We start from the raw sequence: 15140 nt of genomic DNA, 5'->3' as shown, positions 1-15140 counted from the left end.
GTTATAAAATGAAACAATACCAAATACTTGGATTTTTACTTTTGATTGCCTCTGTTGGTATATTCCAAAGTAGTGTATTTGCTGTTGAAGACAATGATAATGATGGTGTTGCAAATAATGTTGATCAATGTCCTAACCTCCAAGAAGATTATACTGGTGCAATAGACGGTTGTCCATCTACCTTTGTTCCATGGTATGATGCTGATTATGATGGAATTCCAGATCATATTGATACATGTCCTACTGTTAGAGAAATCTACAACAAATTCCAAGATGAAGACGGTTGCCCTGATTTATCCCCATTAACAGATAAGATAGTTGCAGATACTGACGGTGATGGTATTATAGATAATATTGATAAATGTCCAACTCAACCTGAAACATTCAATGGTGTTGATGATAAAGACGGTTGTCCTGATACTATTTCATCAAAAGACACTGACAGAGATGGTATTTCTGATAGTCTAGATTCATGTCCACTTATCCAAGAAACTTACAACAAATTCCAAGATGAAGATGGATGTCCTGATATAGCAATTGGTACTACAACTGATTACAAATTCCCAGACGCTGATGGCGATGGAATTGATGACAGATGGGATTCATGTCTTGATGAAAAAGAAAACTTTAACGGATATCTTGATTGGGATGGATGTCCAGATGTTCCAGGTACAACTGCTGGTAAATTAGCTGATTATGATTATGATGGTATTCCAGATTCTATTGATCAGTGTCCTAAAGAACGTGAAAATTTTAACAAATTCCAAGACACTGACGGTTGTCCAGACGTCGTTGATTATAAAATAATAAGTGATGTTGATGGTGATGGAATTTTTGATCACAATGATTTATGTCCATTTAATCCAGAAACTTACAATAAATTCCAAGATGATGATGGCTGTCCTGATAATATTGCAGATGATAAATCAACTGCAGATACCGATGGTGATGGAATCGTAGATCGTTTAGATTTATGTCCAACTCAACCTGAAACATTCAACGGATTCTTAGATAAAGATGGCTGCCCCGATAAATCACTTTTGAATAATGACACTGACAAAGATGGTATTCCAGATGATATTGATCAATGTCCACTTATCCAAGAAACTTACAATAAATTCCAAGATGAAGATGGATGTCCTGATGTAGCAATTGGTACTACAACTGATTACAAATTCCCAGACGCTGATGGCGATGGAATTGATGACAGATGGGATTCATGTCTTGATGAAAAAGAAAACTTTAACGGATATCTTGATTGGGATGGATGTCCAGATGTTCCAGGTACAACTGCTGGTAAATTAGCTGATTATGATTATGATGGTATTCCAGATGCTGTAGATGATTGTCCAAAAATTGCAGAAAGATATAATGGATTCCAAGATGAGGATGGTTGTCCTGATGGTATAGATCTAATCTCTGGAGGTGACTCAGACAAAGATGGTATTCCAGATGATATTGATCAATGTCCACTCATTAAAGAAACATACAATAGATATTTGGATTCTGATGGGTGTCCAGACTATATTGCAGATGATAAATCAACTGCAGATACCGATGGTGATGGAATCGTAGATCGTTTAGATTTATGTCCAACTCAACCTGAAACCATCAATAATTATCAAGACAAGGACGGTTGTCCTGATAAATTTACATCTACTCTTGATACCGATGGTGATGGTATTCCAAATACAATAGATGCATGTCCATCAAACCCAGAAACCTACAATAGATTCCAAGATGAAGATGGATGTCCTGATGTAGCAATTGGTACTACAACTGATTACAAATTCCCAGACGCTGATGGCGATGGAATTGATGACAGATGGGACTCATGTCTTGATGAAAAAGAAAACTTTAATGGATATCTTGATTGGGATGGATGTCCCGATGTTCCAGGAGCTGAATCTACTATATCAAATAGAGCTGATTCCGATGGTGATGGTTATCCTGATTCAGTAGATTCATGTCCAACTGCACCTGAAACATGGAATAAATATAATGACTCTGATGGCTGTCCAGATACTGCTCCAGAACAACAAAGATTTGTTCATGATGATGATCTTGATGGAATTATCAACGATGAAGATCTATGTCCTCTAAAATCTGAAGATTATATTGGAATAATTGATGGCTGTCCAGAACAATAGGCTTCATTTGTTGTTTAGATGTTTTTTATAGGATCTTTTTAACGTGAGATTTAATAAATACTCGATAATATCGAAGTCAAAGATAATGAAACAATATCACGTTCTTGGATTTTTATTCTTGATTGCCTCCATTGGTATTTTCCAAACAAATGTGTTTGCTGTTGAAGACAATGACAACGATGGTGTGCCAAATAATCTTGATCTATGTCCAAATTTGAAAGAAGATTATACTGGTACAATTGATGGCTGCCCATCCACATTTGTCCCATGGTATGATGTTGATTTTGATGGAATTCCTGATCATATTGATACATGTCCTACCGTTAGAGAAACTTACAACAAATTCCAAGATGAAGACGGTTGCCCTGATTTATCACCATCAACAGATAAGACAATTGTAGATACTGACGGTGATGGTATTTCTGACGATCTAGATTCATGTAAAACTCAACCTGAAACATTCAATGGTGTTGATGATAAAGACGGTTGTCCTGATACTATTTCATCAAAAGACACTGACAGAGATGGTATTTCTGATCATTTAGATTCATGCCCAACAGCTCCTGAAACCTACAATAGATTTCAAGATGAAGACGGATGTCCTGATGTAGCAATTGGTACTACAACTGATTACAAATTCCCAGACGCTGATGGCGATGGAATTGATGACAGATGGGACTCATGTCTTGATGAAAAAGAAAACTTTAACGGATATCTTGATTGGGATGGATGTCCAGATACTGCAGCTATTCATTCTGGAAGTTTGATTGATTCTGATTATGATACAATTCCAGATTCTATTGATCAATGTCCACAAGAACGTGAAAATTTTAACAAATTCCAAGATAATGACGGCTGCCCTGATGTAGTTGATTATAAAATAGCGGGTGATGCTGACGGTGATGGTATTTTTGGTGACAATGATTTATGCCCATATGTTCAAGAAACATACAACAAATTCAAAGACACTGATGGTTGCCCTGATAGTATTTTTAATGAAAAATTCACTGCAGATACTGACGGTGATGGAATTATAGATAATTTAGATTTGTGTCCAACTCAACCAGAAACAGTTAATGGATTCCAAGATAATGACGGTTGCCCTGATAAATTTACATCCTCACTTGATTCTGATTATGATGGTATTTTTGGTGACAATGATTTATGTCCATACACTAGGGAAACTTTCAATAATTTCCAAGATGATGACGGCTGCCCTGATGTAATTTCTGACGCTACTACATCTTATCAATTCCCAGACGCTGATGGCGATGGAATTGATGACAGATGGGATTCATGTATAAGTGAACCTGAAACATTTAATGGATTTTTGGATTGGGATGGTTGTCCTGACACAGTGACAGCACGTTCCGGAAGTTTGATTGATTCTGATTATGATACAATTCCAGATTCTATTGATCAATGTCCACAAGAACGTGAAAATTTTAACAAATTCAGAGATGATGACGGTTGCCCTGATAGTCTTGATTTAAAAGCAGTTGGAGATTCTGATTATGATGGTATTTTTGGTGACAATGATTTATGTCCATATTCTCGAGAAAATTATAATGGATTCCAAGATGATGACGGTTGCCCTGATTTGTTGCCTGCTAGTGGTAAAATGACTGCAGATACTGACGGTGATGGAATTATAGATAATTTAGATTTGTGTCCAACTCAACCAGAAACAGTTAATGGATTCCAAGATGATGACGGTTGCCCCGATAAATCTACCTCAACTCTTGATATTGATCGGGATGGAATTCCGGATTATTTAGATTCATGTCCATCAAACCCAGAAACTTACAATAATTTCCAAGATGATGACGGTTGCCCTGATGTAACTTCTGACGCTACTACATCTTATCAATTCCCAGACGCTGATGGCGATGGAATTGATGACAGATGGGATTCATGTCTTGATGAAAAAGAAAACTTTAATGGATATCTTGATTGGGACGGTTGTCCTGATGTGAGAGGAGCAGATTCATCTGCACCAACACGACCTGACTCTGATTCTGACGGATATCCTGATGATGTTGATTCATGCCCAACGGCACCTGAAACTTGGAATAAATATAGAGATTGGGACGGTTGCCCTGATACTGCTCCTGAACAACAAAGATTTGTTCATGATGATGATCTTGATGGAATTATCAACGATATTGATCAATGCCCCCTAAAATCAGAAGATTATGTTGGAATAGTTGACGGTTGCCCAGAGCAATAGTTTTTTGATTTTTGTAATTTGAAAAAATCTATTAATATGATAAATATATCTAAAATTCAAAACTATCATAATGCTTCCGACTTTTTCAAGTAGAGCCTTTTTAGCACCGATGGCCGGTGTTAGTGACGCCGCATTAAGATTACAATGTAAAAGAATGGGTGCAGGACTAGTGGTAACTGAATTTACTAGTATTCACAGTATTATTGCTAAAGAAAAACAACTACAAGAAAATAAAAAAACCATTCAGGAATTTTTAGAATACTCTGAACAGGAAAGACCTTTAGCTGTTCAATTATTTGGTTCTGATCTTTTAGCATTAGAAAAAGCTGCAAAGATTGTTGAACCTTTTTTTGATATCATTGATTACAATATGGGCTGTCCTGCACCACATATTACACAACAAATGGCAGGTGGAGCTCTATTACAAGAAATTAATCTTACCCAACAAATTTTTAACACTCTGGTTAATGCTGTTAAAAAACCAGTAACTTTGAAAATACGTTTAGGTGTTACTGAAGCAAGTAGATATCTCTTTAAAGATATTTCAGAAATTGCTGAAGATGAAGGCATACAAATGATAACACTTCATCCTAGAACTGTAACTCAGGGATATTCTGGTAATGCTGATTGGCAAATGATTAAAGAACTAAAAGAAATATCAAATATTCCTATAGTTGGTAATGGTGATATTACAACTCCTGAAGATGCTAAAACAATGATAGATCAAACTGGTTGTGATTATATTATGATTGGTAGAGGTGCAATGGGTAATCCCTTTTTGTTTGAACAAATCAATGATTATTTGACAACTGGAACTTATAAAAAATATACATTCAAAGATAAACTTGATGCATTTTTTGATTACCTTCACCTTACAACTCAATACAACATAAAATTTTCAAACATCAAAAGTCAGGCCATGAGGTTTACTAAGGGAATGAATAGTGGTTCAAAATTACGACCAAAAATTTCTAGAACGAAAAATCTAATTGAACTTGAAAAAATTATGAATGAGGCATATGTTTAACTTTAATATTTTATATTCAATTACTAATAATTTGTTGAGATTTTTATAATATGTATACACATATTCATTTTTTAATTTTTAATCTATCAATATTTAAATAAATTCAGATTATTCTTATATAATTTCTAATGATATTAAAAATATAGAAATGGAGATGTGTAATTAAATGGCTATAGGGTATGTGTTGATTAACTGTGATCTAGGTTCTGAAGAATCTGTAATATCTGAATTAAAAACTATTGAAGGAGTTACAGAAGTTCATGGAATATTTGGTGCATATGATATTCTGACAAGGGTGGAATCAAAACAGGTAGAAACGTTACGTGAAACAATAACTTGGAAAATAAGAAAAATTGCAAAAATTAGATCAACACTAACTTTAATGGGTATAGAAGGACAACAATAATGAGGTCAAAATGCCCCGAGCATATGTGCTGATAAATTGTGACTTGGGATCAGAAAAAAATATAATTTCATCGTTAAAATCAACTGAAAATGTTATCGAAGTGCACGGTACTCTTGGTCTTTATGATATTGTTTCAAAAATAGAATCAGATTCTGAAGAAAAAATTCAAAAAACCATTACAAATGTAATCCGTAAAATCCCAAAAATTCATTCTACTGTAACTCTTACTAGATCAGAAGGTAAAGAACTATTCCAGGCATCTGAAAAACTTATTGGATCTATACTTGGTAAGAATGATGTTCAGGCTTATGTTGTCATTCACGGTGATAAAGGGGAAGAATACAATATTTTAAAAAATTTGAGTCATATTCAAGAAGTAAAAGAAGCTGATGTGGTATTTGGTTATTATGATGTTATTTGTAAAATTGAAACATCTGATTACAAATTAATGGAAAATATAATTACAAAAGGCATACGAAAATTACCTCATGTTAGAACTACCATGACACTAAATGTAATTATAGAACAAGAAACTTAACGCTTCAAATTTTTTATAACATTTGAGTAACATTTTTCACATAATTCAAGTTTATCATATATTCTTATTTTTTCTTTCTTTAGACAAATATTGCAAATTGTAATACAATTATCACAAAAGACAGCTGGTAATTCCAATCCTCTTTCAAAAATTACTGTTGATAAAATACTTGGATTATTGTGCTTACATCCAAAAATATATTTTATTTTTGATGGCATATTATTAATTTGCTATGCTAATTAATTAGATATTTTATTTTTTTTTTGAAAATTTGTTTGATTTAAAATTTAAATTTGAATGAATTTATGCATTGGTCTTATTATTTATTTTAATATCTATTATTTTCATGATAATTTTCTTTGTTATTTTTCAAGAATCTGAAGAATTTTGTACGCTAATCTATCAATGTTTACATTTGGTTCGGTAGTGATTAAAAGAATATTTTTCTTTAGAGGAAAGCTCATCATTACCAATTTTTCACGTCTTGATGCTGAATATTTTACAGGACCCATAGAATAATCAAAATTTTTTCTGGTTGCTACTCTGTATGCTAACTCTCTAAATATTTTTTGTTGTTCGGTATTTGTTTCAAAAGGAACAATGTCTTCTCTAAATTTACCTTTTATCAAACTTCCTCTACTATCTATAAATCCCGCAAATCTTATGTCATTTTCTTGGAAAATCTCATCTAATCTATGTTGGTAAAAATTATCATTCATTTTATTATCTAATATTTGTTCTATGATTGATGATTGTATAATAAATGATTATTTCTATTATGAATTAATTAAAAATTATGCCTAATCTAAAATCTTTTTAGAAGCATCAAATTATTTGCTTTTATACTTAAATTGTAATGGTTGATTATCCCTTCAAAACACATGTCCCCCAAAGGGATACCTCACTGAGAGGAAACCATTGTTATCCTCTCAGTTGACTATTGTTTTTTAGATTTTTTATTCTTCACATCTTCATTATTTTTTGATGCTTTACGTTCTTTACGAGTTGTAATTACTCCTTTAACAATAATTGGTAAAGAGATTGCAAACAAAATGATCACTAATTCTTTTGGAATATCTGACACTGCTTCTTCTGCTGTTTTTAATGAATCCTCAGACGTAATTATTATTTGAAATATTATGGTTGGAATGAACCAAACAGATAATCCTAAAATCAACCAATATAGTCCCTTCAATGACTTTTTATTTTAAGGCCACTTTATAATTTATGAACTTTCATTTTTTATATTTCTCAATGTTATTCTAAATAATTTAAAACTATTCACTTTTACTATCATTTTATGATTTTGATGAAAATAAAATAATTAGAGGGCTTCTGAGCCTCTCTTTTTTGATGCGATATTTATAACATCATCAACTGTTGATACAACAATAATCCCATCGCCCGCTTTTCCTGAAAATGCTGCATCTGAAATTGCCTTGATGATTGCTTCTACTTTTGAATCATCTACAATTGTACTAACAGTTGCAACTTTATTGAATTCTGCAACAAAAGTACCAGTACCTCTTCCACCTCTCATGGTTTGTCTTTGACCAGAACCTCTACCGTTTCCTTCTAATACGGTAAATCCTCCAACCATGTCTTTTATGGCATCTGCAACTGGACCAATTTTGTCATTTTGAATTGTTGCCTCGATCTGCTTCATTTGCTTCACTAAATTTCTATTATTTAAAAAAGATCACATGTTTTAATTCAAATTCTATGATACATTGGGATCAACTGGTTATAACATAATCCTTTGACCTTTTTAGTATTAAAATAAAGTAGATACATGAAAAGTGAAGAGAAAAGATCTCATCGACTAAATTATCTTTTAAAATATTATTTGAGTAATCCTCAAGAATATGCTCTATATCAAAGAGCTAAACAAATGGGCGTTTCTGATTCTACCGCAAAAGACTATATCAGAACTGTCATAATTCAAGCTCAAAAAATATATTCTAAATAATTACCCTTATCTGGTTTTATTAATCCATAATTCAAGCCTATTTGTATTAATTCTTAGTAATCTTAAACAAGGTAACTTCATAAATAATCTATTGGGAGAATAAAATAATATGACTGATCCTCTGCTTGATGATGTTCAAACCTTACTTGATAAAGAAAAGGGAGATGAACGTATACTAAAACAAATTCTTAGGGCTTGTGAAAATAATGAAGTAATTAGTAATTATGAGCGAAATTATGTTAGAAATTTAGCGGAAAAATACCTTGGTAGATTACCTGAAAACCTAGAAGACACATCTGCTGAAGAAAAATCAACTATTCCTGATGTAATTGTACCAACAACATCATTACAGCAAAACATTGAAATTCCAACTTCAATGGCTCCACAAATAATTCAGAAAAAATCAAAAAATCCAAAAATGTTGATAGGTGTTGGTGTAGCAGTGTTAGCAATAATTATCATTGGTATCTCTCAATCTGGAATTTCTATGATATCTGATAATTCTAAAACAATAGATATTGATTCTGCCTCACTTTCAATTCAAACTGATTTATCATCATATCAAAAGGGTGACATCATCTCAATTAGTGGAAAATCTAATACCTCTGAAAAAATTAACATCTCAATAGAAAATCAAAACGGTCAGTTAGTTTGGTCTGAACAAGTATCTATAAAAAATGATGGTAGGTTTTCTACTTTAGCAATTGCTGGAGGACCTGGTTGGGATAAATCTGGTACATTTACAATAAAAGTAGAAAATAACGAGGAAACAAAATCAAAATCATTTTCATTTAAGGTTTAATTCTTTCAAATTCTTTCCAATGCGAATCAATCATATCCCTTAATTTTTCTATACTTATCTCTTCCATATATTCTCGATACACAATAAATTTATTCTGTTTTCCTGAATCTTCACCATAAATATCTCTAGTATTTTTTGGAATTATTCCACTTTTCCATTGTTTCATCTCAAAGATCCAAATCGATGAATTAGAATTTAAAAAATCAGTGTCATCACAACCAATAATGTACAAATAGCATTTAGTGGCTTGATTTAGTTTCTCATGTAATTTTTCATACGCAATAATTTGACCTTTTGGAATGTTTATCTTATCATTATGAAATCCTTTGAATTCCATGATGATAAAACCTCCATTATGCTCAATTAGCCAATCAATATCGGTTCCACCTGAGGCTATCATGCCATGAACTATTAGATCTCCTAGTATCTCTCTGCCACGTGTAAATTCAGATTCATCAAAAATTTGATATTTTGCTCTCAAACTTTTTCTAATTTGTTGCGAATTTAACTCATTTTGAATAACTTTTTCTTTATCATAAAATACATCAATCAAATCATTATTTTTATCAGTCAATGATTATGGATTTGGACCGTTAATGATAAGATCTTTTGTAAAATTAAGTGAATCTTTGATATTTTTGTAATTTATCTACAGAAATTTTCTCCACTCGCATCTTTATACAAGATAAAATAATCTTCTGAATTTTTGCGTTCCTTTTTTGCATTTAATGCATCTTGATACATTTCAAAATGCTCTATTAAATACAATTGATTATCTGAATCTGCAAAATAGTCTATTCCAACCAAATTAAATCCATTTTCAGGAGTAAGCCTATTTTTTTCTTTTTCATATGTATCTTTATTCAATTAAGATTGAATTTTTTATAATTAATTTGAATATTGTGATTGTTTTTACTGATCATATATCATGAGGTTTTTTTCCTCTAATAATGAATGCAAGTTATGTACGGACCGATATACGTCTGATTCTTTTTTTGCACCTGTACATACTAGCTTTCCTGAGGCAAATAACAATATGACCGTTTTTGGATCTAGCATTCTGTGAATTAATCCTGGAAATTGTTCAGGCTCATACATACTTCTAGGTAATGTTCTAGCCGCTTTTTCTAAGTGGATTTTTCCTCCAAGATTTATTGCCGCTACTATATTTTGAACTGTTATCACTGCATCATTTTTTATTTTTATTTTACCCTTTCTTAGTTTTTGAACTACTGTGTTAACAGCTTTAATTGCCATGTCTTCAGATTTTGCACCTGTACATACCATTTTTCCTGTTCTAAAAATGAGTGTTGCAGTTCTGGGATTTTGTAATCTAAATACTAATCCTGGAAATTGTTCTGGATGATATTCTGTATCTGGAAATTTTTCAGTTATTTCATTGAGATCAATTTTTTGTTCTACTGAGGCAGAAGCAACTACATTTTCAACACTAACGATAGGTTTTGTTTGAGGCATGTCGAGGGACTTTAAATAGTCCCTTTATATATACTAGTCATACTTTTTTTTGGTGATAATCTATTCTTTTAATGATGATTGATCCATTGATATCTATATTCTTCATCTATGATATCTGACAAAATATCTTTGTTTTTGATTTTTGTTAATTCTACATTGAAGAAACCTAATTGTCCTTTACATAGAATTGGAATTTTTAATATTTTTACATTTCTTATTTTAAACCCATACATTTTATTTTGAAATTTTTTTGCCGCAAAATGGAATTTTTGATCCTCTCTTATTTCTTTAATTGAATTATATTTTTTTACATCATAAAGTTCTGCTTTTCCAATTATGACCCCCGTGACAAATTTTTTATTAATTTTTAATCTCTTACAGTCTTCAGTTTTTATTTTAAGTGGTGCATGAATCAAAAACTCTCCTCGAAAATTTGTATTCCAATTTCTTAGTTCTATTGTTTTTTTACCCGAAATTATTAAATCTGCAAATGGTTGGGATACTGATAAGCACTTCAAAACTATTATTCAGTAGCTGCTTTGATGAATTCGCCAGGATTTCTACCTCTTCCTTCAGGCAAATTTGTAATTCCTCCGTTCAAGCTTTGAGTAATTATTCCTTTACTGGCAAGTACTTGCGCAGTCATGAGGGAAGTATTTCCTGCCATACAAACTAACAGTGATTTTCCTTTTGAACCATTTAGTTCCTTACTTAACTCTTCAGGAATTTTCTGAGTAGATAATAATTCGTTAATTGTTCTTGCTTTGGGTACAGAGATTTTAGACTTATCAACCCCTAATGATTTTGCAAGCATCTCAATTCCAGCTTCTTTAGGAGTATATTGTGTATGTACCCAAATAATTCTGTCATAATCATTCACCATTGATGATGCTTCTTCTAATGAAATATTAATTGGCAATTGATTTTTTGATATTTGCTCAAAATTCTTTCTATATTTTTCAATTCCATCTGCTACTATTATGATGAACTTTTTATGATTTCCTGATTTTGCCATCTGCATTGCAGCAAATAATTCTATAGCAGTACTTTCACCTATATCATACCCCTTATCTACAAAAAACTTCAATAGGAATTTTGCTTTCTCATAATCTATCTCATGTTCTGCAGCAAATGTATCTGGTTTGTAGAGTGTTAATCCTGAAGCTTTGGCTCTTGTTCTGATTCCAGCAACATCCTGACCAGGAATAGGAAAAACAACATGTATTGATTTTTTTCCATATTTTTTAGCCATGTATTGACTTAAACCTCCAGATGTTCCTCCGGTACCAAATGAACAGATTATTTGATAATTTTCTAACGAATCATCATTTTCGCCAAGTTGCTGATCAATTTCTGGAGCTGTTATAGTTTTATGAACATCAACATTCAATTCGTTATCGTACTGTTTTGGACAGAATAAATTGTAAATTTTTGCAAGAAATCTTGCTAAATTTATGATGTCTTGTTTAGCTAATAGTGCTTCTATTTCTTGAATATTAATGTCAAAAATTTCAGGATTAAAACCAAGTTCCGATAACTGCGAACGAATATTTCCAGCAGTTGCTTTTGCAGCTAACTCATCTGCTTTGTTTTCCATTCCTGGAGCTGGACAAATATCCATATCTAAATCCATAATTCGAATATTTTCATTTCTTAATTCTTTAAACACTCCCTCTTGTAATTTTCGTGATACTAACGCAACTACACTTACTCCAATTTTTGATAATAGTCCTAAAGCTATTCCAAAATTTCCAGAAGTAGCTTCAATTACAGTTTGATTTCCTTTTAGTTTTCCCGATGCAATTGCATCATGAATGATATGAGTAGCAGCTCTTACTTTGATTGAACCGCTTAGTAATGTAGAATCAAACTTTCCATAAACTTTCAAATTGTTATCGTCAAGTTCGAATTTATAGATACTTTTAGCACATTCTTTGAAATCTTCTGTTAGATCAATTAATGGTGTTGAGTTTACAATCTTTGTACCTTCTAAATGAGGTACTTTACTCCAAATTTCTTGTTCAAAACGCTCCAATAGGACTTTATCTATATTATTTTCTTTTTCGTCTGACAACTTTTCTCTGATTGTTCTAATCTAATAAAGCTCATATAAAATATCTGATAGTATCTTGGGTTGATTTGAATTCTAAATTATACATCTAAAATGCTAATCACTTTACTTGGAATGTCTTTTAATCTACTGACTGCCATTGTTTTTTCATATCCTAAATGTTTGAGATTACTTGCTATTGTTGTAGCCCTAATTGTATTTGGACCCAAACCCAAAGCTACCATGTTTATGCCTAATCTTTTGAAAGATTTAGTCATATTTCTAACTGCATCAGGATCAGACGGTTCTCCATCAGTTAATGTCAAAAAAATATCTGGTCTTTTTGATTGTATTGTTGGGAACATTTTACTATACACTTCTGCTAATGGTGTTGAACCATTTGCAACTATTTGAGCTAATCTTTTTGCAGAAATATTATTCCATTTCATATTATCTGGTTTTATCAACCAACATACAATATCTCTATTTTGTGTGTTAAATGCATAAACAGCAAATTTTACTTTAAGATATGCTAGTACTTCACAAAGTGCAAGTGTCGCTTTTTTGTATTCTAATGCGTCTGATGCAATACTAGATGAATGATCTAACAAAATAACAATCTTGGATTTAATTAATTTTTTAATATCTGTAAAAAATGGTTCATGTTCATCAATGTAGTTTTCTTCATCAAATTCATCTCCGCTAATATGATGTTGTTCTTTCCATCCTGATTTTAATTCTTTAAATTTTATTTTAAGATTATTTATTAAATTCATGTCGTAGATTATTGTTTCATCAATGTTAGTTACAATAGGAACCTGAATTCCTATTGATTTTGGTCCTAATCCTTTTTTTTCATTTTTCTTCTTTTCATCAAGAATTACTTTGTATTCGTCATAGATGTTTTCTCCACTTAATGTCGATTTCGGATCAATCTTGCCAAATTCACCTTCTTTATTTTTTGAAATTATTGTTAGAAATTTTAATAATTCTTCTTCTGATAATGCCATACCAACTTTCATAAACGGTAACGATACTGGAATTGTAAGTAACGAATCTATGTCTAGAATTTTAATTATTTCCACTACTTTTTTTTCTAACCATTCTGTATCGTATTTTTTTCTTATAGATTCCTCAACAATTTTCTTAGCAAAGTCTGAAGCTTTTTTTATTCTTTCAAAATGACTAGATTGTACTTCTCCTTTTATTGTTCCAAACATAAAATATTGATAAAACGCTTCTACAATTCGTGCTTTTCCATAAACTGTATGTAATTGAGGCCTGCCTACAAGCATGTATGCATAATTAAAGATAATTTCTTCATCCATTCCCTTCCAAAATTTCCTTCCTAACTGCTCTACTCTTACCGTCTCCATCGTGTTTAGAATAAATCCAAATGCATGATCGTTGCTAAGAATTTTTTTACAAAATTTTACTCTCATAGATTCATACCATAATGAAGTTCTAAACTGTCTATATCTCTGAAATTCGTTTCCAATTCTTTTTTCAATTGGAGTTAAGATTACTCTATTTTCTTGTAATCTTGTTTTTGTATTGACTCTATCTGAAAATTCTACTGTGATGTTTTCTCTTTCTGACCATCTTCTAATCAAAAATGTGGCTATCTCAACTAGTGACTCGTTTTGTAATTGTAATGATTGCATCTAATTACCAAACATTGAGGTAATGATGTCACTTACTTTTTGATATTCTATATTTCCCCATTGTGTATACACATTACCAAAAACAATATTTGCTGCTTTTTTAGGAGTCATTCCCTCATCAAGTAGTTTTCCAAATGCAATGGTTTCCCTTAAACTTGGAGAGTAGAATAATTCTTCAACTGCAGCTGCCTGTCTTAATACATTTGCAAGTTTAATTGCTTGAATGATCTCAGAATCATGATTTCCTGAAACATGTTTTTTAATAATTTCTAATTCAATATTCTCTGGTGGATATTCTAAGCTAATTCTAACTGGAAATCTACTGAGTAATTGTGGTGGCAATTCTTTAGTGCCGCTATGTGTTAATGGATTAATTGTTGCAATTACAAACCAACCTTCTTTAGCTTTTACAATTTCACCTGTGGATTCTTTTAATACAATCTGTCTTCTGTCATCAAGTGCTTCATCTAATCTAAGCAACACATCAGCTTCAGCCGCATTAATTTCGTCTAGATATAACATACTACTTTCTTTCATTGATTTAATCAAAAGACCTTCCTCAAAACTAACAGTTCCATTGGTTAAAGTTTTAGTTCCAATTAAGTGACTTTCTCGTGTTCGTAGGCTAAAATTAATAGATTCCATTTTCATATTCATATTTTCTGCAAAATCTCTAACTAGCGATGTTTTTCCTGTACCTTTAGGACCGATTATCAGCACAAATAATTTTGCCTTATAGGCTTTCTTTAAAATTTCATTTGAATTATTCCAATCTAAATACTGTGTCTCTTTTAACATCTGATATTTTTTTATGATTAGGTTTACAAA

Annotated in this window: 17 protein-coding genes; 7 read left to right on the top strand and 10 right to left on the bottom strand. The window is 31.7% G+C overall.

Features of this window, described 5'->3' with window-relative positions:
- Positions 1 to 8 precede the first annotated feature (8 nt).
- The 5 genes from K5782_RS08405 (at position 9) to K5782_RS08385 (ending at position 6351) form a co-directional block, all read left to right on the top strand.
- The gene (locus K5782_RS08405; protein ID WP_297465739.1) at positions 9 to 2150 is read left to right on the top strand and encodes a thrombospondin type 3 repeat-containing protein; all 2142 of its coding nucleotides are present in this window, start codon (positions 9 to 11) and stop codon (positions 2148 to 2150) included.
- Between the two features lie 85 nt (positions 2151 to 2235).
- Entirely contained in the window at positions 2236 to 4380 is a 2145-nt protein-coding gene (locus K5782_RS08400; protein WP_297465737.1) for a thrombospondin type 3 repeat-containing protein, read from the top strand.
- Between the two features lie 70 nt (positions 4381 to 4450).
- A complete protein-coding gene (dusB, locus tag K5782_RS08395; protein WP_297465735.1) occupies positions 4451 to 5407 on the top strand; it encodes a tRNA dihydrouridine synthase DusB in 957 nt (318 codons plus the stop codon).
- A gap of 166 nt (positions 5408 to 5573) precedes the next feature.
- On the top strand, positions 5574 to 5813 hold the full coding sequence (locus tag K5782_RS08390) for an Lrp/AsnC ligand binding domain-containing protein (RefSeq protein ID WP_297465733.1): 240 nt from the start codon (positions 5574 to 5576) through the stop codon (positions 5811 to 5813).
- A gap of 10 nt (positions 5814 to 5823) precedes the next feature.
- Positions 5824 to 6351, top strand: coding sequence for an Lrp/AsnC ligand binding domain-containing protein (locus K5782_RS08385; protein ID WP_297465731.1), 528 nt, complete (start codon positions 5824 to 5826; stop codon positions 6349 to 6351).
- Positions 6352 to 6713: 362 nt separating this feature from the next.
- Here the strand turns inward: K5782_RS08385 and K5782_RS08380 are convergent, their stop codons facing one another.
- From K5782_RS08380 to K5782_RS08370, 3 genes are all read right to left on the bottom strand, one after another.
- The gene (locus tag K5782_RS08380) at positions 6714 to 7070 is read right to left on the bottom strand and encodes a DUF6659 family protein (protein ID WP_297465728.1); all 357 of its coding nucleotides are present in this window, start codon (positions 7068 to 7070) and stop codon (positions 6714 to 6716) included.
- Between the two features lie 218 nt (positions 7071 to 7288).
- Positions 7289 to 7546 carry a hypothetical protein gene (locus K5782_RS08375; protein ID WP_297465727.1) on the bottom strand — a complete coding sequence of 86 codons (258 nt, stop codon included), beginning with the start codon at positions 7544 to 7546 and terminating at the stop codon, positions 7289 to 7291.
- Positions 7547 to 7675: 129 nt separating this feature from the next.
- A complete protein-coding gene (locus K5782_RS08370; RefSeq protein ID WP_297465725.1) occupies positions 7676 to 8017 on the bottom strand; it encodes a P-II family nitrogen regulator in 342 nt (113 codons plus the stop codon).
- A gap of 126 nt (positions 8018 to 8143) precedes the next feature.
- Between K5782_RS08370 and K5782_RS08365 the strand changes: the two genes are divergently transcribed.
- Both K5782_RS08365 and K5782_RS08360 read left to right on the top strand, forming a co-directional pair.
- Positions 8144 to 8320: a hypothetical protein gene (locus K5782_RS08365; protein WP_179365373.1), complete on the top strand. Its 177-nt coding sequence runs from the start codon at positions 8144 to 8146 to the stop codon at positions 8318 to 8320.
- A 109-nt stretch (positions 8321 to 8429) separates the two neighbouring features.
- Positions 8430 to 9122, top strand: a complete 693-nt coding sequence (locus tag K5782_RS08360) for a hypothetical protein (RefSeq protein WP_297465723.1) — start codon at positions 8430 to 8432, stop codon at positions 9120 to 9122.
- Here the strand turns inward: K5782_RS08360 and K5782_RS08355 are convergent.
- From K5782_RS08355 to K5782_RS08325, 7 genes are all read right to left on the bottom strand, one after another.
- Positions 9112 to 9696, bottom strand: coding sequence for a hypothetical protein (locus tag K5782_RS08355; RefSeq protein WP_297465721.1), 585 nt, complete (start codon positions 9694 to 9696; stop codon positions 9112 to 9114). The two genes, K5782_RS08360 and K5782_RS08355, sit on opposite strands and share 11 nt — an antisense overlap.
- Before the next feature lie 71 nt (positions 9697 to 9767).
- Complete coding sequence (locus tag K5782_RS08350; RefSeq protein ID WP_297465719.1) at positions 9768 to 9989, bottom strand: hypothetical protein; 222 nt, start codon at positions 9987 to 9989, stop codon at positions 9768 to 9770.
- A 45-nt stretch (positions 9990 to 10034) separates the two neighbouring features.
- A complete protein-coding gene (locus K5782_RS08345; protein ID WP_007551360.1) occupies positions 10035 to 10598 on the bottom strand; it encodes a TATA-box-binding protein in 564 nt (187 codons plus the stop codon).
- A gap of 68 nt (positions 10599 to 10666) precedes the next feature.
- Positions 10667 to 11116, bottom strand: coding sequence for an ASCH domain-containing protein (locus K5782_RS08340; RefSeq protein WP_297465716.1), 450 nt, complete (start codon positions 11114 to 11116; stop codon positions 10667 to 10669).
- Positions 11117 to 11121: 5 nt separating this feature from the next.
- The gene (locus K5782_RS08335) at positions 11122 to 12672 is read right to left on the bottom strand and encodes a pyridoxal-phosphate dependent enzyme (protein ID WP_297465714.1); all 1551 of its coding nucleotides are present in this window, start codon (positions 12670 to 12672) and stop codon (positions 11122 to 11124) included.
- Between the two features lie 77 nt (positions 12673 to 12749).
- Complete coding sequence (locus K5782_RS08330) at positions 12750 to 14312, bottom strand: vWA domain-containing protein (protein ID WP_297465712.1); 1563 nt, start codon at positions 14310 to 14312, stop codon at positions 12750 to 12752.
- Positions 14313 to 15110, bottom strand: coding sequence for a MoxR family ATPase (locus K5782_RS08325; protein WP_297465710.1), 798 nt, complete (start codon positions 15108 to 15110; stop codon positions 14313 to 14315).
- Positions 15111 to 15140 lie beyond the last annotated feature (30 nt).

It is taken from the genome of Nitrosarchaeum sp. (assembly GCF_025699065.1).
In the GTDB taxonomy this organism is placed as follows: domain Archaea; phylum Thermoproteota; class Nitrososphaeria; order Nitrososphaerales; family Nitrosopumilaceae; genus Nitrosarchaeum.
The sequence above is the reverse complement of the archived record's forward strand: the minus strand, read 5'-3'. Positions and strand labels throughout refer to the sequence as shown.

Excerpts from the sequence above, each read along its gene's own strand:
- K5782_RS08405 (WP_297465739.1), top strand. The coding sequence starts at position 9 with ATGAAACAATACCAAATACTTGGATTTTTACTTTTGATTGCCTCTGTT.
- K5782_RS08370 (WP_297465725.1), bottom strand. The coding sequence starts at position 8,017 with ATGAAGCAGATCGAGGCAACAATTCAAAATGACAAAATTGGTCCAGTT.
- K5782_RS08330 (WP_297465712.1), bottom strand. The coding sequence starts at position 14,312 with ATGCAATCATTACAATTACAAAACGAGTCACTAGTTGAGATAGCCACA.
- K5782_RS08325 (WP_297465710.1), bottom strand. The coding sequence starts at position 15,110 with ATGTTAAAAGAGACACAGTATTTAGATTGGAATAATTCAAATGAAATT.
- K5782_RS08365 (WP_179365373.1), top strand. The coding sequence starts at position 8,144 with ATGAAAAGTGAAGAGAAAAGATCTCATCGACTAAATTATCTTTTAAAA.
- K5782_RS08400 (WP_297465737.1), top strand. The coding sequence starts at position 2,236 with ATGAAACAATATCACGTTCTTGGATTTTTATTCTTGATTGCCTCCATT.
- K5782_RS08360 (WP_297465723.1), top strand. The coding sequence starts at position 8,430 with ATGACTGATCCTCTGCTTGATGATGTTCAAACCTTACTTGATAAAGAA.
- K5782_RS08390 (WP_297465733.1), top strand. The coding sequence starts at position 5,574 with ATGGCTATAGGGTATGTGTTGATTAACTGTGATCTAGGTTCTGAAGAA.
- K5782_RS08345 (WP_007551360.1), bottom strand. The coding sequence starts at position 10,598 with ATGCCTCAAACAAAACCTATCGTTAGTGTTGAAAATGTAGTTGCTTCT.
- dusB (WP_297465735.1), top strand. The coding sequence starts at position 4,451 with ATGCTTCCGACTTTTTCAAGTAGAGCCTTTTTAGCACCGATGGCCGGT.
- K5782_RS08385 (WP_297465731.1), top strand. The coding sequence starts at position 5,824 with ATGCCCCGAGCATATGTGCTGATAAATTGTGACTTGGGATCAGAAAAA.
- K5782_RS08380 (WP_297465728.1), bottom strand. The coding sequence starts at position 7,070 with ATGAATGATAATTTTTACCAACATAGATTAGATGAGATTTTCCAAGAA.